This window comes from Muribaculum sp. NM65_B17 (genome assembly GCF_004793735.1).
In the GTDB taxonomy this organism is placed as follows: Bacteria; Bacteroidota; Bacteroidia; order Bacteroidales; family Muribaculaceae; genus Muribaculum; species Muribaculum gordoncarteri.
The window spans coordinates 1-16202 of the sequence record NZ_SRYY01000020.1 but is presented as its reverse complement, the minus strand read 5'-3'; the positions used below and the strand labels follow the sequence as shown (position 1 = coordinate 16202).

24 protein-coding genes, 1 tRNA gene and 1 pseudogene are annotated in these 16202 nt (G+C 49.3%); 4 read left to right on the top strand and 22 right to left on the bottom strand.

The genetic code is table 11. The annotated features are described in order from the left end of the window. Nucleotides 1–60: 60 nt before the first annotated feature. Nucleotides 61–1464 (top strand): annotated as a pseudogene (locus E5354_RS13915) (toxin glutamine deamidase domain-containing protein); the annotation flags it as partial. Here the strand turns inward: E5354_RS13915 and E5354_RS13910 are convergent. Then, nucleotides 1426–1674: a hypothetical protein gene (locus tag E5354_RS13910; RefSeq protein WP_016273836.1), complete on the bottom strand. Its 249-nt coding sequence runs from the start codon at nt 1672–1674 to the stop codon at nt 1426–1428. The pseudogene E5354_RS13915 and the gene E5354_RS13910 overlap by 39 nt on opposite strands. A gap of 58 nt (nt 1675–1732) precedes the next feature. Here E5354_RS13910 and E5354_RS13905 point away from each other — a divergent pair, with 58 nt between their 5' ends. Together E5354_RS13905 and E5354_RS13900 are read left to right on the top strand one after the other, a co-directional pair. Next, nucleotides 1733–2356 (top strand): phage virion morphogenesis protein, encoded by a 624-nt coding sequence (locus tag E5354_RS13905; protein ID WP_016273837.1) that lies wholly within the window; start codon nt 1733–1735, stop codon nt 2354–2356. 4 nt (nt 2357–2360) lie between these two features. Next, the gene (locus E5354_RS13900) at nt 2361–2810 is read left to right on the top strand and encodes a hypothetical protein (protein WP_135947821.1); all 450 of its coding nucleotides are present in this window, start codon (nt 2361–2363) and stop codon (nt 2808–2810) included. Here the strand turns inward: E5354_RS13900 and E5354_RS13895 are convergent. From E5354_RS13895 to E5354_RS13815, 17 genes are all read right to left on the bottom strand, one after another. Continuing rightward, complete coding sequence (locus E5354_RS13895) at nt 2805–3074, bottom strand: hypothetical protein (RefSeq protein ID WP_016273839.1); 270 nt, start codon at nt 3072–3074, stop codon at nt 2805–2807. The genes E5354_RS13900 and E5354_RS13895 overlap by 6 nt on opposite strands. Nucleotides 3075–3182: 108 nt before the next feature. Next, nucleotides 3183–3839 carry a DUF3164 family protein gene (locus E5354_RS13890; protein WP_016273840.1) on the bottom strand — a complete coding sequence of 219 codons (657 nt, stop codon included), beginning with the start codon at nt 3837–3839 and terminating at the stop codon, nt 3183–3185. A 219-nt stretch (nt 3840–4058) separates the two neighbouring features. Further along, nucleotides 4059–4199, bottom strand: coding sequence for a hypothetical protein (locus tag E5354_RS14280; protein WP_168353914.1), 141 nt, complete (start codon nt 4197–4199; stop codon nt 4059–4061). A gap of 50 nt (nt 4200–4249) precedes the next feature. Continuing rightward, entirely contained in the window at nt 4250–4489 is a 240-nt protein-coding gene (locus E5354_RS13880; protein WP_016273842.1) for a hypothetical protein, read from the bottom strand. Further along, a complete protein-coding gene (locus E5354_RS13875; RefSeq protein ID WP_135947820.1) occupies nt 4490–4828 on the bottom strand; it encodes a hypothetical protein in 339 nt (112 codons plus the stop codon). Between the two features lie 7 nt (nt 4829–4835). Beyond that, entirely contained in the window at nt 4836–5069 is a 234-nt protein-coding gene (locus E5354_RS13870; RefSeq protein WP_135947819.1) for a hypothetical protein, read from the bottom strand. A 135-nt stretch (nt 5070–5204) separates the two neighbouring features. Next, nucleotides 5205–5867, bottom strand: coding sequence for a DnaB-like helicase C-terminal domain-containing protein (locus E5354_RS13860; RefSeq protein WP_016273845.1), 663 nt, complete (start codon nt 5865–5867; stop codon nt 5205–5207). Next, nucleotides 5857–6114: a hypothetical protein gene (locus E5354_RS13855; RefSeq protein WP_016273846.1), complete on the bottom strand. Its 258-nt coding sequence runs from the start codon at nt 6112–6114 to the stop codon at nt 5857–5859. The genes E5354_RS13860 and E5354_RS13855 overlap by 11 nt, the downstream gene beginning before the upstream one ends. Next, a complete protein-coding gene (locus tag E5354_RS13850) occupies nt 6107–6373 on the bottom strand; it encodes a hypothetical protein (protein ID WP_016273847.1) in 267 nt (88 codons plus the stop codon). The genes E5354_RS13855 and E5354_RS13850 overlap by 8 nt, the downstream gene beginning before the upstream one ends. Next, entirely contained in the window at nt 6370–7251 is an 882-nt protein-coding gene (locus E5354_RS13845) for an AAA family ATPase (protein ID WP_035458014.1), read from the bottom strand. Before E5354_RS13845 ends, E5354_RS13850 begins: the two co-directional genes overlap by 4 nt. Before the next feature lie 171 nt (nt 7252–7422). Continuing rightward, nucleotides 7423–9438 (bottom strand): hypothetical protein, encoded by a 2016-nt coding sequence (locus tag E5354_RS13840; RefSeq protein ID WP_016273849.1) that lies wholly within the window; start codon nt 9436–9438, stop codon nt 7423–7425. A gap of 12 nt (nt 9439–9450) precedes the next feature. Further along, nucleotides 9451–9828 (bottom strand): hypothetical protein, encoded by a 378-nt coding sequence (locus tag E5354_RS13835; protein ID WP_135947818.1) that lies wholly within the window; start codon nt 9826–9828, stop codon nt 9451–9453. A 12-nt stretch (nt 9829–9840) separates the two neighbouring features. After that, nucleotides 9841–10089: a hypothetical protein gene (locus tag E5354_RS13830; protein ID WP_016273851.1), complete on the bottom strand. Its 249-nt coding sequence runs from the start codon at nt 10087–10089 to the stop codon at nt 9841–9843. 25 nt (nt 10090–10114) lie between these two features. Beyond that, a tRNA-OTHER gene (locus tag E5354_RS14275) sits at nt 10115–10195 on the bottom strand. 103 nt (nt 10196–10298) lie between these two features. Beyond that, nucleotides 10299–10511: a hypothetical protein gene (locus E5354_RS13825; protein WP_016273852.1), complete on the bottom strand. Its 213-nt coding sequence runs from the start codon at nt 10509–10511 to the stop codon at nt 10299–10301. A gap of 6 nt (nt 10512–10517) precedes the next feature. Then, nucleotides 10518–10922, bottom strand: a complete 405-nt coding sequence (locus E5354_RS13820) for a hypothetical protein (RefSeq protein ID WP_016273853.1) — start codon at nt 10920–10922, stop codon at nt 10518–10520. 2 nt (nt 10923–10924) lie between these two features. Next, nucleotides 10925–11140: a hypothetical protein gene (locus E5354_RS13815; RefSeq protein ID WP_016273854.1), complete on the bottom strand. Its 216-nt coding sequence runs from the start codon at nt 11138–11140 to the stop codon at nt 10925–10927. A gap of 154 nt (nt 11141–11294) precedes the next feature. Between E5354_RS13815 and E5354_RS13810 the strand changes: the two genes are divergently transcribed. Continuing rightward, the gene (locus E5354_RS13810) at nt 11295–12008 is read left to right on the top strand and encodes a S24 family peptidase (RefSeq protein WP_016273855.1); all 714 of its coding nucleotides are present in this window, start codon (nt 11295–11297) and stop codon (nt 12006–12008) included. A gap of 409 nt (nt 12009–12417) precedes the next feature. Here E5354_RS13810 and E5354_RS14390 read toward each other — a convergent pair whose 3' ends face one another. The 4 genes from E5354_RS14390 to E5354_RS13790 all read right to left on the bottom strand — a co-directional run bounded on the left by E5354_RS14390 (nt 12418) and on the right by E5354_RS13790 (nt 16065). Further along, a complete protein-coding gene (locus E5354_RS14390; protein WP_035458050.1) occupies nt 12418–12645 on the bottom strand; it encodes a hypothetical protein in 228 nt (75 codons plus the stop codon). Between the two features lie 501 nt (nt 12646–13146). Then, a complete protein-coding gene (locus E5354_RS13800) occupies nt 13147–13521 on the bottom strand; it encodes a DUF3127 domain-containing protein (RefSeq protein ID WP_123396921.1) in 375 nt (124 codons plus the stop codon). A 106-nt stretch (nt 13522–13627) separates the two neighbouring features. Further along, nucleotides 13628–14542 (bottom strand): 3'-5' exonuclease, encoded by a 915-nt coding sequence (locus tag E5354_RS13795; protein WP_123396920.1) that lies wholly within the window; start codon nt 14540–14542, stop codon nt 13628–13630. An 11-nt stretch (nt 14543–14553) separates the two neighbouring features. Continuing rightward, nucleotides 14554–16065, bottom strand: coding sequence for a glycoside hydrolase family 10 protein (locus E5354_RS13790; RefSeq protein ID WP_123396919.1), 1512 nt, complete (start codon nt 16063–16065; stop codon nt 14554–14556). Nucleotides 16066–16202: the final 137 nt, after the last annotated feature.

Sequence of the window (16202 nt, the reverse complement as noted above, 5' to 3'; positions counted from 1 at the left end):
AGGCTGATGCCTCTGCACGTTGAGTAGCACTCAAAAATTATTTAGGACAATATTGAGGTATGGGCGACAATGGATAAGGCGGTTGGAAAAGCCTTCGGCAATGTGCCGCCCTCCGATCCTGACGCTGACTTTATAGAAGCCCTGCACCGGAATAACGCCGTGTTCTCGGCTTTCAAGGTACACCGGGCACAGAATGACATGGCACGTCTTTTATTGGACTCGAACGGCAATCTGAAGCCGTTTGAACAATGGTTGAACGAGGTTATGCCTATCGCAACCCACCAGTGCCGGACTTGGCTCAGGACCGAATACGACACCGCGGTCATACGCGCGCATCAGGCTGCCGACTGGCGCCAGTTCACAAGGGAAAAGGATATACTTCCTAATCTCAAATGGTGCCCGTCAACCTCCATCACACCGGGTGAGGACCATCGCGTGTTCTGGGGCATGGTGCGACCCATCGATGATGATTTCTGGAGCCATCACAGACCGGGCGACCGTTGGAACTGCAAATGCACGCTGTCATCAACCGACGAGCCCGTGACACCGGTTCCCACAGGAACCGGCCCGTCATCAACACAGCAAAAGGGGCTGGAGAATAATCCGGGCAAGGACGCAAAGCTGTTTTCCGACACCCACCCGTATAAGACGGAGGCTCATGCCGGTGCAAAGAAAGCGGTTGACAGGTTGTTGAAACGGCTGGAGGAGATGATGAGGGAGATGCCGGAATATTTCACCGACGAGGAAAGAACCGCCATAGCCCGCGACAACCTCGAGATTGAAAAGGCCCTTGGCATAACAAAGGGCAAGCCTATGACGGTGGAGGACGCGGACAAACAGTCCGCAAACCCGAATTATGTGCCTAAATACATCCTCGATCCCAAGGGGATATATCAAGACAAATACGGTAAGACCTATCGACTGAACAAAAAGTATGACGAAACCAGACACCGGCCGTTCGGTATAAACTGCCAGACATGCGCTCCGGCATATTCATTACGTCTAAGAGGGTTCAATGTCACTGCAAAGGCGAACACCAAGGGTTCCAAACTCGAACATCTAAGCCAAGGATACAACTGTTGGAAAGTATGGCGCAACTTAGATGGCACCCCAGCAAGGCATACAAGCACCAATGACTGGATGGTCGACAAAAAATATAAAATAATGACCCCCAAGCGTTATCTTGAGTTCTTTGATGAAGTCTGCAAGGAGGAGGGAGTGTATGAGCTTTCAATAGGCTGGAAAAGAGGGGGCGGCCACGCCACAATCATACAGCGTTTCAAAGACGGCTCACTGAAATATATAGAGCCTCAGGCTGACAATTCCGAAGGTTCGGGATATGAGTTCAAGGACCTTAAGTATCTTGCGGAGAATGGGGCTGCCACCAATCACGGCTGCCGTGGGATTATGCGTATAGACAACAAGTTATTCAATACCGAATTCATCGGCATCTTCGATAAGTGAGTCCAGTATGTTCATGGCTATATCTCCCGTAACCTCGTCCACAGTAGTGCCGTCATACAGATATACCGGGCAAACTCCGGCTGTAATATCATCCGGATAATGGTAATAATAGACCTGCGCACCTTGGAATTCTCCAAGATACTCCACATGCTCACCGTACATCGCCCGGAGCTCGGAGGCGGCCTTCATTACCTGTGACGGGATGTTCATTGTAATATGCAGTTTATAATCCACAAAAGTAACATTATTTTTTTATTGCAACAACATTATGGATATAAAAGATTTCGCAAGGCTGGTCAAAGCCAAACGCGGTGAGCTTGACACCCTTATGCGCCGGAATATGCCGGTGATCGCCGGACGTATGGCTAAAGACCATTTTCAGGACAATTTCCGCAAGGGCGGCTTTGTGAACGGAGGTCTGCATCCGTGGAAGCCGGCAAGAAGGCTGTCATCAGGCAATCCAGCGGCCGCATCAAATTACGGAACCCTGCTGTCCGGACGCAACCACCTTTTCAGCTCCATAAAATATATGCCGGGGGATTACCGGGTGCGCGTCGCCAACGATGCGCGCTATGCCCCGCTGCATAATTGGGGCGGCATTGCAAACCCGACCGTTACAGACCGCATGAGACGCTTCGCATGGGCGATGTTCTATAAATCCTCAGGACAGACGAAAAAAGCCGGTACAGGGCAAAAGAAACGCCAAAAAGGCGGTTCCGGTAAGCAGCCGGAGAATACACAGGCACAATTCTGGAAAAGACTCGCGCTGACGAAGAGGCCAAAGCTCAAGGTCAAGATCCCGCAACGCCAGTTTCTGGGAGAGAGTGCCGAACTGTCGGACAGCATAGCCGCCCGGACTGAGAATGAAATTCGTAAAATTTTAAACTCATAAAATCATGGAAGAAATTTTTACCAACATTATGGAGCGCATCGCCGGAGGCATGCCGGAACTGTCCCTCATCGACGAGGACTACGGCCAGCTCGAAATGTCTGCGGAGGAGGACCAATACCCCGTCACATTCCCGTGCGTACTGATTGGCAATATCGATGCGGACTGGCGCGATCAGGGACTCGGCAACCAGAAGGGAGCCGCGCTCATCACGGTACGCCTTGCGGTGGACTGCTATGATGACACTTCCTTTGAGTCCGGAACTTATGACAAGATTAAGGATAGACGGCAAATGGACCTGAAACTATACAAGACGCTGCAACGGTTCAAGAGTGCCCGGTGCGCCACTCCCCTTGTACGTGTCAAGAGCCGGGATTATGCCCTGCCGGGATATGTCAAGGTGTTCGAGACGACATACGCATTCACCATCAACGACAATTCGGGGCAGTCCCTATAACTCGGGAAACAATGATAACTGGTCGTTGGTAAGACGCGGTTTCTTGACCTTGGGGAGCGGTGGTATATTTTCAGCGTTCCCGGTTCGGATCATGCGCCGGATTATAGCCATTATACGCTCCTCGGAGATAAAGAACTCACGTTCCGAGAGGATTTTCAGTGCGTCATCAAAGCGCAGCCGCTGCCTCTCGGTCCAGTAATAGTAACGACGGCACAAAGCCTCGTCACGGAGCTTTATCAGTTCTTTATCCCGTCCCTTTGCCATGTGATAATTATAATGCAAAAATAGTGAATTTGACGCTATTTAGAGCCAAAAAGCACCGTAAATATTTAATCTACGGTGCTTTATGGTTAAGGGGTTGCCAATATTACACTACAGCCGGCAGAAGCTCGGCTCTATCCGCCGCCATACGCCGTTCTTGTCACGCTGCGAGAAGTAGAAGTTCGTGGCGGTCTTGGTGACCGTATGGCTCTCGCGGAAAAGGCTCATAATGGATTTGTATTCCTCGTCGAAACGGTCCTCCATCTCATAAAGCTTGCTGATGTTCTTGTAGTCGAGGTCACCCTGACGGTTGCGCTCGAGCAGGGTCATCGCCAACTGGTACATGGGATCGTCATACCCCTTCTCGCTTCCGGCCACGTATGCCTTCAGGTATTCCATAAGACGCTCGGCCGCCATGTCGGCACGTTCGTCAAAGGTCTTGACCTTGTTGCTGCGCACCTCGATCTTCATGTCACCGTCAACGATGGTGAAACTCGACTGGTCCTCCTTGCGCAACTGTCCGTACTCACGCATGATGGCGTAGAATCCCTCGGCCTCCCGCTCGATCCAGTCGCGGAACTCACGGACATTCTCCACCAGAGGCAGTAGATGGCCCTTTACCTCGTGCATGAACTGTGCGCGTATGGACTCGTATGCCTCGCGGCGGTCACGGGTGGCCTGCCGTTCCTCGGCTCTGAGTTCCTCAAGCAGCGCCTTGCGGTCGGCCGCTGACATACCTTTTAGGGTTTCTTTGATGTTTTCTGTCATTTTGTTTATTTTAACTGGTTAGTCACTGATTACTTTATCGTCTGTAAGAAGTCTTGCAAAAGCTCGGTCTCGCTCCGCTTTGGTATTGTACTTCTCGAAAGTCCTATAATCGGTACCTGCAACATGGCGTGCCTTTATACGGGGAGTCGGGTAATCATCTTTGCGGATAATTATAAATCCGGCTTTCAACACTTTGTCTTGGCTTTTTCTGTCCATGCTTCAGTCCTCCTCTTCGTAACTTTGCATCTCCGCCTCCTGACAGAGCAAAGCGTCTTCATATTGCTCGTAGGTCCATTCGTTGACCTCGTTGTAGAATTCCTCGCGCTCCTCGCTCGTGAGGGTGGCGGCTGCCTCTAGCATTTGGGTTTTCAGGCTGCCGATGGCTTCTCTGGTTTCCTTTCTCATGTCACTTATTTTTTTAGGGTTGTTTGTTTTCGTCTTATGGCGCGCAGCTTCTTGAGCAGCGCGTCCAGTTCGTCACAGTCAAGCCGGCAGAACCGTTTACCGGCTATCCGGCTGTCCATACACAGGGCATCGACTTTGCCCCAGTCTGCCGTGTCAACATCGAGCAGTTGCATCTGGTGGAGAACGGAGCTGCGCTTCTTACGCAGTATCTCACGGAGATTGTTGTGTTGATCCGGTACGCCCATTCATTTAGAGGGATTAAAAAATGTACATGGACAAACAACTTCCTTCCCGTCATGCAAGGTACGCACACAGAATTCTCCACCGCACATAAACGGGCTGTCGCTGACAACCTCATGCCTATCTCCGTTCAGATCGACCATGGCTGCACCTTTCACCATCCGTTCCTTGAACTGATGGAATTTCACACTCGTGAATGCTATGGCCTGCTTGCCGGCACTTTGATAGGCAAGCAAGCCCGTTCCCAAAGAACGGCACATGGCGAGCAACGTGCCCTCAACCTCCTTGCGAGGCATTACATACTTGAACTCAACTTCCTGTTCCGCTACATCAGGGTATAGCATGATAAAATCACTTTTCTTCATTTTTTACTTTATTAGATGGTTTCCAATCGATACTCACTATTGCCATTACTTCACCGCTACCGCCGCAGTCGGGGCACGGCACGGTCTCATCTGTATGCAGATCACCGTGAAACCACCCTTTGCCGTGGCAATAGCCGCACACATGCCCTTTGCTGACAAATCCCTCCTTGTGTATGCGTCCGGGAGGAGTCAGATTGATAATGGTCTTTTTCTTGCTCATATTATCACGAATTGAATGTTAAAATTATACTCTTGCATCAGACGCCGTATTTGAGGAACCCGCCTCGGATCTTTGCCGTAGGGGTATTCGATGCACCGGGATCTGGTGTCACACCTGATACCCTTCTTGCGAAGTTTATAAAGGAGGTTCTTGCGCCTCATCGCTCTTCTGTCCTTCATCGAGTAATGCTTTTGCGGCTCCCTCCTCCCATACGGTGATCGGTTCGCCCGGGTGATCCAGAAAACGGCTTTTGCACATGGCCTTGAAGCAGCTGACAAATATTTTCACATCCGCGTCATATTCAACTTTCTTAGCCGGGCGACCCTCGGGTTTCATTCCTTCGGCATGGCTGATGAATATGAGAAGCTTGTTGGAATGGTGCTCCTTCATTTCGCAGTATGCCTGATAGCTCAGGCCGCTGTACTGGAAGGAGTCTATTATCACGATCGGCGCGCTCTTCTTACGGCTCAGGCGCTCGCTGAGCTGGTCCATCGGCTCCCGGTCAAGAACCATGAGGCGCTTGCGTGTATCTTCCATGCCGTGACGCTTGAGGGACTTCTGGAATGACAGGCTCGTTCCCTCCTCCAGACTGTCATAGATAACCTTGCCGAAGCCGCAGAGATATTTGGCAAGCTGCATCACGAACGACGTCTTGCCGTTACCGCTGGCTCCCCATATTATCCACGTGCCGCTCTTTGCCGGGTTGCCGATGGCCGCCTGCCACTGCCCGGTGAATTCATAGCTCGGGATTTTCATGCTCAGGATCTCACCCGGGCTGTATGCTCTTTTAAGTTTCATCTTCTATTAGTTTTTCCTCTTTGCACTCTTTGTCTATTCTCTCCACCCGGTATTTCAGATAGCCGAAGTTTATATGCGGCGGGTGATGGATCGGGCACCGCTCTCCTACCCTCACCTCCGGCAACGGGATATAAGCCCCACGCCATATATGGCCTTGATACGGCCCGGCATCAATTACACGGCACGCGCTGCCTACCACGAGCCAAAGGAAATCCTGTCCCCGGTCCTCAAGTGTTATCTTAGTCATCGCTCTTTTGTTTTTCAAGTTCCTTGACAAGCAGACCGGCAAGAGTCACCGCGGTTTTGGCGATGGCAACCGGGGCGCCCCATGCCGGTTCCCCCTCCTCCGTCACTTTATCAACTATCGCGGGATTGCCCAATATGGCACACATCGCGTCCTTGGCAATCTCATACCTGCGCTGTTCCCAGTCAGGCTGACTACTCTGTAATCGCCGGTTCATGGCAATCACCGCATCCATATATTGCTTCTCTATTACCGTCATCATACCCCTGCCCTCCTCATTTTTTCTATTTCGGTATATACCCGGCGAAGGCCGCCTTTGGAGGCGTTCACTATGCGGTTTATATCCGCATCCGACGGGGCGTTCACCTTGGCGACGATGGCGGCCTGCGCCTTCATGAACTTCTCACGCTCCTTCGCGTCGTCCGGGGTGACCTTGCTGTATGTATCCCCATAACGGCTGAACATCTCGGTATAGCCCACTTTCTTGCCTTCTATGGCACGGGTTATCTTCTCCTGCAGCCCGTCGGCACCCATCATGTACCACCCGCAGCAGCGTTCGGTGGCGTTCCATAAGGCTTTCAGCTCAAGGAAAGCCTCGTACTGCAGATCACCGGCCTCGTCAAGGATTACCAGAGGGGTGTCGATGGTGCGCAGGTAGGCCACAAGATCCTCGTAAACGTCACTGTAACGGCCGTAGGAGCCGACACCGAACTCTTTTGCAATCTGGCGTATGAGCTTGAGTTTGGTCTTGACCTGCGAGCAGTCTATATAAACCGCATGGCGGTGCTGCTTCACATACGCCCTTGCCGTGAACGTCTTGCCGATATTGGGCATGTCGCACATAATGGCGCTGAGCCCGCTCTGCTGGCACACCTCAAGCTGCTTGCTGATGAAGGCGTATGTCGGTGTCATGGCCGCCGTCCATTCCATCTCTGTACGGAGCTGGACCCCTAAGCGCCGGGCAATGCCTATCCAGTTGGCATCGCTCACCTGACGGTCATAATTGCCCTTCTTTATGGCGTTATAAACACTTGGCGCAATCCCCAATGCCGTGGCATGGCGGTTGTCGCTCGGATAGTTCTCACGGTCCGCTGCTATGGCTCCGGATATCCGTTTCTTGATTTCGTTTGTTATCTCCATTTCAATGCTGTTTAACAAGTTCTTTTATCACATTTTTTAATAGGTGCCTTTACTTCTTTCCCATACCACGAACACCAATAATATGGCTGAAATAAATTTGGTGAATGAGTGCAATGTTTACAACTTTCACACAGGTGGATCTTACTCATTTCAATGCTGTTTTAATATTATTCAAATCCTGTTTACCGCGTCAGCCTGCACACCCGCCACATTCATGTATTCCGAATAGTCCGTGTCCGCTTCCGGGACTGTAATCTCAACCGGTACCGCCTCTGCCTCCCTGATGGCAGTGACAACCTCCTGCCGGGTGACCCCGAGCCGGTGGATCTTGTTTTTCCTCACCATCGAGTCGAACTGCGCCACATACTTGGCCTGCTCCGTGTATGCCTCACGGTCAGCGTCGGTCTGTTCGGCCGTCGCCTCGTTATACCGGGCAACCATCCGGCAGGTGTCGATAAGCCGCCCGTTCTGGTAGACATACACCTCACCGATATTGCCGTCCGCATCGGGCAGCCAGTAGGCGTCAACCTTATAGTTACGGGGCTCGAGCTTGGAGATGATCTCCGGACTCGACAGCCGGTACTGGTTGTATTGCACCGTCAGGTAGGCGTTCTGCTTGATGCTCGTTTCGGTGTGCTCGCCGATAAAGCGGTACAGCACCGCCTTATCCCACGGTGCAAGATCCGGGTTCTGGCACCGGCAAAGCACATCCCAGCGGGTCATGCCCGGGAACTTCTTCTGGTTGGGGTGCATCTGGGAGTTGTATTCGTTTATGGCGGCTATGTCATCGGCCACCAGCTGCTCGTAGCCGTAGGTCGGCACCCTGTAGGTGTTGTTTAGTTCGTCATACACCTTCTCAACTTTCGGACGGTTGGCTTCGAGGGCAGCATACCATCGGCCGATGTTCTGCTGGCTGCGCTTCTCCACACCGTACTTCTTCGCCCGGTTGACATGCTCCTGACGCTTCTCCCTCGAGTTGCCCGGGTTACACCACCTGATAAGGGGGAACACCACGCCGGCCTGCATGAGCCCGTCGGTGAACTTGTTTACCAGATGGTGCTCGACCTCTATCTGTGCCGGCATGTACCATCCGTTGCGGTCCAAGGTCTGGAACATGTTGCGCATACAGTCGAGGAACAGGTCTTTGTCCTTCTTGCGGTTGTAGGCATACCCTACCACAGCACCGCTTGCGACATCGCTCACGTAATAGGCGTGCACGTAGCTCCCGTCGTGCATCGGGCGTGGAAGGTCACGGTCATCCGCCGAGATTTTGCTGAAGGCATAGTTCGGACTCCGGCGCAGATGGTAGGGACGCTGCGAGTTGTTGAAATCCCATTGCGTCTGATGGACCTGTGCCAGCAGTGCCCTTGTCTTGGGCTGCTTGAGGTAGTTGGCTATGGTGCCCTTGCTCAGCACCACTGGGTTGCCGGACTTGTCAGTGAAGTCATCCGGGTTGAAGACCTCGCCCGTTTCAGGATCATACACCTCGAGGTCGCCGGTCACGAACCGGTTGTACATCTCGGCTACCACCGTATCGTAGGGATGCTCCGTCATGGCTCCGAGGCCGCGTATAAGGTCGGCAATGCTGTAAGTGACCTTGCGCCTGTTCTGGTTACGGAACTTGCGGCTGATAAGGCTTTCGTAGCCCTGAGCCTTGAACTCGTTGACCCTCCTCTTGAAACGGTTGACGCTGACGGGCAGCGTGTGGCCGAATTCCTCTCGGTAATAGTTGATGGCACCCGCAAGCTCGTTCCAGTTGACCGGACCGCCCTTCATGGCACGGCGCATAATAACCGTGTCTGCCATCACATCGACAACCGCCTGTATCGCCGAGGCGTTCACGGTATATTCGTTTATATGCTCCGGGGGTAACGCGCTGCCGTCCTCGAAACGGAACCGGGTATAGAACCCGCGTGCCTTCGCATCGATATGGAAGTGGCTTGCGAACCACATTCTGAGTATCTCTGAATTCATATCTCCGTATTTTTCTTTTATTTTATCTTGAAACCTTTGCGGCATTGTCGCTATCTCCACGAGAGCATAGCTGCCTAAACCTCTACCTTCTCGCACCACGTTAATTTTGCCCTCTCTTTTATGCCATTTATAATTAGGGACCGACATTATAGGATCGGGCTCCCGCGTCAGGTCATGGAACGATATACAGGCTATTTTACCGTAGTACTCCATTATTTTTAATGATTAGAGCGCCGCCGCCATTTGTTCAACCTCGTTCTGAAGCTGCATGAATTCGGGTATACTCAGTTTCTTGTAACTGTTCTTCTTTACGCCGTCAACCATAACCACAACCTCACTGCTGCCGAAATCGGCAACTATCTTCACGCGGTGACCGAACGTCTGAGTCATGGTGCGGTCTGCCGTCTGATGGGTCGTCTCACATTCAGGCGTATAACCCTCTGTCAGTTTGCCACCGCGCTGCAGGGCCAGTCGACGGATACGTTGCGCCTTGTCGCTGTTGCGCTCGAAATTGAGGGCCCTCCACACTTGCTGACGGGAACACCCAAATGCTTTCATGAGGAAAGTCTTGGTTTCGTTGTCTGTCAAAATCTGCTTCTTCATATCCGATATGTTTTATTGTTGCTGAGGTTGGTTGCCTAATTCCCGGCAAAGAGTCATGAATATTTCTTCACACTGTGCGTCATAGCTGCAGAGGGAGCAGTATGCACACGAGTTTGCCAGTTCCTCTTCGGTCATGAACCCTTCGGCTTGATCCAGCGCGGCCTTGACCGCTGTTTGTGTATGGAGTATCGACCCCAACGCCGCCCGCAAACGCCTGTTCAGTTGTTTGTCCGGGTCCGGTTTAATGTAGTTCTTCGCCATAGTCGTTATTTTAAATATTGATTATTGGTGGACGGCACGGGAGTCGAACCCGCCTCTCTGCATAGGTGCACCTCCGCAGTGTTTCAGCCTTCTAAACCTGCCGCCCGGTTCCTCCGGCGTATTTGGCGACACCGGAGGTTCAAATGTTTGTGCCTTTCGGCTTTCGTGGCTCCATGCCACAGGATCGCCCTCTCTTGGGCCTAACCCTCTTATTTCCTGATATGGGTAATCAGCGTTTCGTCATCAAGTCTCTCGGCAATCAGGGCATCCACACGTGCCATCGAGCATTCGCCTTGTGCCACCACAATAAATTCCGTACGACTTGTCTGGTATGCCACAACGTCATCATCGTTTATATACTCCACGAAAGGGCCTACCTTGTCCCACTCATGCTCCGGAACTTCCACTTTTATTGCTTTCATATTCCATCATTTATAAGTTATCGTATAAAGCAGCCTCTGGAGGTCCTCCCTGAGCCGCTGTTTGGCTTCCCTCCCGAGAATGTCCGCCACATTGTGGAGAAGGTTTGTACTTGTCGGATACTGGCTGCCTTCAATCAAGGTCAGTTCTATATTCCTGATATGGTTTTCCAGTGCCATCTTTATTTTGTCTGTGCTATCCCAGCTTGTCAGATGCCGGAGTTCACGTATGGCCTTGAGGTTTATTTGGATCTTATACATTGTCCCTCCGTGCCAACAGAAAAACTGTTCGTAGTTCTCGTTCATCTTGAGGGCATACCTCTCCACGTCACGCTCGTAACGGCGTAAAATACCCTCATACTCAGATTTGAAGATTTTAAGAACCTCCTCTTGGTTTGTCTTTGCCTCATTCATGGTTATTTATTTATTTCGTTTATAATCGGTTTTACAGAACAGCCAAAAACCGTGACAAGTCGATATTTCAGCTTTTCCACATAGGATTCCGGGACCGTGAACGTTATACCGTTCTCCTCATCGTAGCGGAATGAAACACCGTCCATCATCAGGACTCCGGCAACCTTGTGCTTCACACTTTGCGTCTGCCATTCTTTTATTTCGTCTGTCGTTTGCATATTCAATAGTTTTAAAATTCGCTAATCTCGCGCCTTTTTTGTATCTTTGGCGCGGTGGTAACATTTTAACCACACCGCAAAGATAAACATTTTGAGAATATCCACAAAACAAAATGTGGATTATTTTCTCATAACGAGAATTATTTAGCACATTATGACGAAAGCAGACATATTAAATGCCCTTATCAATCACTACTGCGGAGGTAATAAGTCGCAGTTTGCAAAGAAGTTAGGAATTTCGGCACAAGGATTAAGCACTTGGATTAGTCGAAATACTTTTGATATTGAAACAATATACTCAAATTGCGAAAACATCTCAGCAGACTGGCTCATAACAGGCGAAGGAGATATGCTTAAAGAATGTTTAAAGCCCATTGCCTCTACAAACAGAGAAAAGCTTATTTCTACCCGAAGCGGTTCAGAAACCCATTTTGAAGCTCTTACCGAAACTACGAAAAAGGCTCCCGGTGCAATCCCCTTAGTTTCAGAAAGAGCTGTCGGAGGCTTCGCTAATGCACATTTTTCAATAAAGGAATGCGATGTTGTAGCCTACTATATCATCCCTAAGTTCCGATACCTTGCTGTAGACTTCATGATTGAGGTTACAGGGGACTCTATGATACCAAAATTCTATCCCGGTGACATAATAGCCTGCTCAATAATCAATCATTCCCGATACATTGAATGGAACAAATGCCACTTGATTGCCACAATTGACCGGGGAATGCTTGTAAAGCGCATAATGCCGGGGACTGATAAAGACTGCCTAACCGCTGTATCCGATAATAAAGAGTACCCACCTTTTGACATACCAAAAGATGAGATAACCGGCATGGCGCGCATTGTAGGAGTAATCCATATTGAATAACACCACGCGGTTTACACGCAAATACGCATGATAGCCTCTTTTTAACGCACACACGCAAGTTTATGGGCTTTTTAAGGCAAAAACAAGCACAATAAACTATAATACAACTATTTACAACACTCAAACACACTAAAACAATTGGGGGATTTTCCTATAATAATTTTGCGATATTTCGAGGTTATAATAGTAATACGTGTTATTATCCTATGAAATACAAACCTTAAAAAAATGGGAAAACTATCCCCTAACCTATCCCCTAACTTTTGAAACCACTATCCCCTAATGCTATCCCCTAACCTATCCCCTAATAAAAAAGACACAAAAAAGGGGAGCGAAAATCGCTCCCCACAGCATTGAAATGAATAACGCACGAAAGTTGTTATAATGGCGTTATTTTATCATTAATCATTCAGGCCGTCCTACTGCCCCTAATAAGCGTAGACTGCTTAATTATAGCCCTTTTAGTTATCACTGTGCCATTATCCGACAGCCCGGCATGGAGCAGATAGCTCTTGGACGCTCCTACCTGTTCCGGTGTCAAGACAGAATACACCGCAGAGATACTGGCGAAGTACCAGTCCCGCTGTTTTTCGCCCACTATCGGGCATATAAGATGTACATGTATAACCTTGCTCATTCCAGCAACAAAAATAGCCAAAATATTCCAAATAGTGATTATTTGGAATATTTTTGAGAAAAAAATTTTAGAAACTAGGACAAAAAAATGCGATCAATATACCATAGATCGCCTCCACTTCAAAAGACCTCCTATTTGGATCAAAAAGGCACGCACACGCCAACAAAGTGCCATCCAAGCCCATTTATACACAAATTGCGTAGGTGATGTAAAGAAACCAAGGTGTTTTCTCCCCCCAATAGCCCCATTTTGTAAAGCTGATGTAAGAATCATGTAAAAGGGAAACCGCTTGGAAATATCGCTTCATTTTTCAGATAGTTCCCTAACCTATTGAATAACAAAGCATTTAATATCATTTGCATGAGCAATAAACAAATCGCTTCGTTTTATGCCCCATAGACGAGGATTGATTCACGACAACAACACTACTTTATAAAAAGGCGATGGAGCATCTCAAATAAATGAAACGCTCCATCGCTTTTTCGTTATACCTGTCAGCCTTTAGAAAGGAAGGTCGTCGGTAGCATCACTGCCGAGATCGGGCACGGGAGGCGGAGGAACCGCACCGGGGAAGTCCTGCACGGGAGCAGCGGCGGGAGCGGCCTGCGCACCTGCCTTCTCTACTTTCCAACCGCTAACCGAGGTGTACCAGCGGCCGTTGAACTCACGGCTGTTTATATCGAAGCTCAACACAATTTCGTCACCTACATTCAGGGGATATTGGTCGGCACGGTCGCCAAAAAGGTCAAAGTGCACCTTCTTGGGATAAGTTTCTTGTGTTTCAAGAACATATTCGCGCTTTTTCCACGCATTACCGGCCTTTGAGACTCCCGACTGTTCAGGTAAGGCAAGTATGATTTTTCCTGCTATTTCCATTATTGAATACGATTTTTAATTTTTATCAAAGTTACTCAATCGTGAGCCGTTCACCAAATTTTTCCATCCTTTTTTATGTTCAATCACAATTTTGAATTAACAGGAATCAGTTTTTAACAAGCATCTGGAGTAACCGTTTATAGTGCTTGGCCCGCAATGGCACATACTTATTGGAATAGGAGCGGAAATAAGCCAAATCACGCTTATTCAACTCATAAGCCGATGAATCGGGCAACAGTCGGTGCAAAAATCTGCGGCGAAGCTCATATTCGGCACGGAACCGATCATCGACAGTTATCGATTCCACCACATCGGCGTCAGGACTCTCGTCAATCTTCAGCCGTTTCAGCCTATAGCCTCCGCCGTCACTCTTTAGCAGAAATATGCGGCCTCTTGCATTGAGTCGGTGATACTCAGCTTGCGCCTCCGAATAGACCCTCTTGAATTCGGCAACTATATCCGTGACATAGTTATCGCTACCCGACATGTATTTATCCTCAAACCTGCGGGCCAGCTCCACAAAACAGTCAAGCGTCACCTTTGCGTCATTGGATGCCGAGTGTGCGTCATCATCAGGGAAATAAATGCCGAGGTCACCGGCACACACTGTCAATCCCGGCCCGTTAAGCATGTCATAACCCTTGTCGCGTCCAAGACACAGCCAATACCACTCCCTGATGTTGACGACATGCTTCTTGGTGAAGTGCCTTATCCCCGACCCTTTAAGATGCTTTATATCATTCTCGGTAGCGAAACCTATTATATAGCCCACACGGTCTATAATCGACTGGATATCGCGGGCACACTCCTTGAATGTAGGCTTATCCTTGACCATCGCGGGGGTTATATGATGAATCTTCTCGGTATTATTCCATTTGCGGGTCTTAATCGGCTTGAAATATTGATGATATATCTCCTCGCCTGAAATATCATATATCGACAATTCCAGAATTTCATTGTTGCGAGAATCGGCAAACTCGGCATCAAGACATATAAACTCCCATCGGTCAGATATCACCATCGGCTATTCTCCTATAAAAAATCATAATCAACATATACTCTTTCATCACTATTGTCGCTATCGGATTTCGATTTATGCTTCTTGCTCTTCTCCTTGCCGCGATTTACGTAAACGGGGTCACTCTCGGAATAGTCACGGTCAAATGCCGTTACGGCAAACTTCAGCCCTTTCTTTGACGAACGATAGTTGAAACTGTTGCCCTTTACCTTGAATCCTACTATATCGTCGGGGGCTTGATCTATCCTCACACCCTTGTCGTCGGTGAGATAGACCGAATAGTATCTTACATCGCAATTGCGAGGAGCATCCCAAGTGATTACATAACCGCCATTGGAATATTCGGCCTTGACATTGCGTGGCGACGGAGCCTTATTGCTTCCAAACTGCGGCAGATGAGCCGGACGATTGAACACATCCTTACGCAATGCATCGTAGAGTCGCTTTATCTTGGGATTGTTTCCAAGCAGATGCTCAGCCCTGAAAAAGCACACACCGGCCACTCCGTCGGTGCGACGCGTCTTCTCAATCTGGTCGATTATCACATCCACATCCCACTTAGAGTCAACGAGCTTATAGGGAGCAAGCCCCACTACTACGGGATGCTTGCAGCTGTTGTTGACCCATGTGACCATATTAGGCGTAAATCCGAAATCCTCATTCCAGTACATCTGTGGGATAATGAAATCATGATGTCCCGACTCTATCCACTGACAAGGATCCTGCTGATAGCTGAAATATGATGTCGCGTTCTTATACTTGTCTACATTTTTATATGTGCCTATGGGTGCCGACCCTACCCTTATGCCCGGACGCACCTTCTTGGCCATATCATGCAGCTGAGCGACAAACTCATTTATATTGGCCCGCCGCCAGTCGTCGCGCGACAACTTGCCGGGATTGTAGGCCTTGAACGATGACGCATCATTGAATTTATCACCGGGATAACGCGTATAGTCGAGATTGATTCCGTCGAAGTCATATTTTTCAATCAACTCCTTATACAGCTTCAAGAGATACTTTCGTGCTTCAGGCAACCCGGGGTCGAGATAGTAGCCGCCCGAATAGAGCACACACAGGTCGCGGTGTGACTTCAAAGGATGCTTTACTTTATTAGATGCATAACGTGCGGCGTTACGTGACGAGCCTATGCGGAACGGCACAACCCATGCGTGACATTCCATCGAACGCTTGTGACACTCATCTATCACAAAGCGGCACACATCGTAGGAGAGGCTGCGCGACCCGTTACCGGTCAGCGACTCCATGGCCGGCTGCAACGAAGAGTTCCACGCTACATCACCATTGGCCTGAACCTGAAATAAAACCATATTGAAATTGGCTTCGGCAAGACGGTCAAGCATCTCGACAAGCAACTTTTTCTGCGATGATTCATCATATCGGCCTGCCGGCCAGTCCATACCACCGTTTGTCGTGAGCCATACACCCCTCACCTCCCTTAAAGGCTGCGCATAAACCGATGTACACTGTAGGACGACAATAGCCAGGATTAACAATCTGAGCATAATGAATTCAAGATTACAATGCGAAAATACACAAATCCGAAAGCTTTTACAAAATTTTATTCCTAAAAATAGTCCTATATTCCAATATTGTCCTAAATAATTTTTGAGTGCTACTCAACGTGCAGAGGCATCAGCCT

What these genes read in the sequence shown, in the direction of transcription:
- E5354_RS13845 (WP_035458014.1), bottom strand. Translation starts at nt 7,251, where the DNA reads ATGGAGATAACAAACGAAATCAAGAAACGGATATCCGGAGCCATAGCA.
- E5354_RS13900 (WP_135947821.1), top strand. Translation starts at nt 2,361, where the DNA reads ATGGAAGAAATTTTTACCAACATTATGGAGCGCATCGCCGGAGGCATG.
- E5354_RS13810 (WP_016273855.1), top strand. Translation starts at nt 11,295, where the DNA reads ATGACGAAAGCAGACATATTAAATGCCCTTATCAATCACTACTGCGGA.
- E5354_RS13840 (WP_016273849.1), bottom strand. Translation starts at nt 9,438, where the DNA reads ATGGAGTACTACGGTAAAATAGCCTGTATATCGTTCCATGACCTGACG.
- E5354_RS13895 (WP_016273839.1), bottom strand. Translation starts at nt 3,074, where the DNA reads ATGGCAAAGGGACGGGATAAAGAACTGATAAAGCTCCGTGACGAGGCT.
- E5354_RS13875 (WP_135947820.1), bottom strand. Translation starts at nt 4,828, where the DNA reads ATGCTATACCCTGATGTAGCGGAACAGGAAGTTGAGTTCAAGTATGTA.
- E5354_RS14390 (WP_035458050.1), bottom strand. Translation starts at nt 12,645, where the DNA reads ATGAGCAAGGTTATACATGTACATCTTATATGCCCGATAGTGGGCGAA.
- E5354_RS13855 (WP_016273846.1), bottom strand. Translation starts at nt 6,114, where the DNA reads ATGACTAAGATAACACTTGAGGACCGGGGACAGGATTTCCTTTGGCTC.
- E5354_RS14280 (WP_168353914.1), bottom strand. Translation starts at nt 4,199, where the DNA reads ATGCTAGAGGCAGCCGCCACCCTCACGAGCGAGGAGCGCGAGGAATTC.
- E5354_RS13825 (WP_016273852.1), bottom strand. Translation starts at nt 10,511, where the DNA reads ATGAAAGCAATAAAAGTGGAAGTTCCGGAGCATGAGTGGGACAAGGTA.
- E5354_RS13860 (WP_016273845.1), bottom strand. Translation starts at nt 5,867, where the DNA reads ATGAAACTTAAAAGAGCATACAGCCCGGGTGAGATCCTGAGCATGAAA.
- E5354_RS13795 (WP_123396920.1), bottom strand. Translation starts at nt 14,542, where the DNA reads ATGGTGATATCTGACCGATGGGAGTTTATATGTCTTGATGCCGAGTTT.
- E5354_RS13905 (WP_016273837.1), top strand. Translation starts at nt 1,733, where the DNA reads ATGGATATAAAAGATTTCGCAAGGCTGGTCAAAGCCAAACGCGGTGAG.
- E5354_RS13850 (WP_016273847.1), bottom strand. Translation starts at nt 6,373, where the DNA reads ATGATGACGGTAATAGAGAAGCAATATATGGATGCGGTGATTGCCATG.
- E5354_RS13835 (WP_135947818.1), bottom strand. Translation starts at nt 9,828, where the DNA reads ATGAAGAAGCAGATTTTGACAGACAACGAAACCAAGACTTTCCTCATG.
- E5354_RS13830 (WP_016273851.1), bottom strand. Translation starts at nt 10,089, where the DNA reads ATGGCGAAGAACTACATTAAACCGGACCCGGACAAACAACTGAACAGG.
- E5354_RS13870 (WP_135947819.1), bottom strand. Translation starts at nt 5,069, where the DNA reads ATGAGCAAGAAAAAGACCATTATCAATCTGACTCCTCCCGGACGCATA.
- E5354_RS13800 (WP_123396921.1), bottom strand. Translation starts at nt 13,521, where the DNA reads ATGGAAATAGCAGGAAAAATCATACTTGCCTTACCTGAACAGTCGGGA.
- E5354_RS13890 (WP_016273840.1), bottom strand. Translation starts at nt 3,839, where the DNA reads ATGACAGAAAACATCAAAGAAACCCTAAAAGGTATGTCAGCGGCCGAC.
- E5354_RS13790 (WP_123396919.1), bottom strand. Translation starts at nt 16,065, where the DNA reads ATGCTCAGATTGTTAATCCTGGCTATTGTCGTCCTACAGTGTACATCG.
- E5354_RS13880 (WP_016273842.1), bottom strand. Translation starts at nt 4,489, where the DNA reads ATGGGCGTACCGGATCAACACAACAATCTCCGTGAGATACTGCGTAAG.
- E5354_RS13820 (WP_016273853.1), bottom strand. Translation starts at nt 10,922, where the DNA reads ATGAATGAGGCAAAGACAAACCAAGAGGAGGTTCTTAAAATCTTCAAA.
- E5354_RS13910 (WP_016273836.1), bottom strand. Translation starts at nt 1,674, where the DNA reads ATGAACATCCCGTCACAGGTAATGAAGGCCGCCTCCGAGCTCCGGGCG.
- E5354_RS13815 (WP_016273854.1), bottom strand. Translation starts at nt 11,140, where the DNA reads ATGCAAACGACAGACGAAATAAAAGAATGGCAGACGCAAAGTGTGAAG.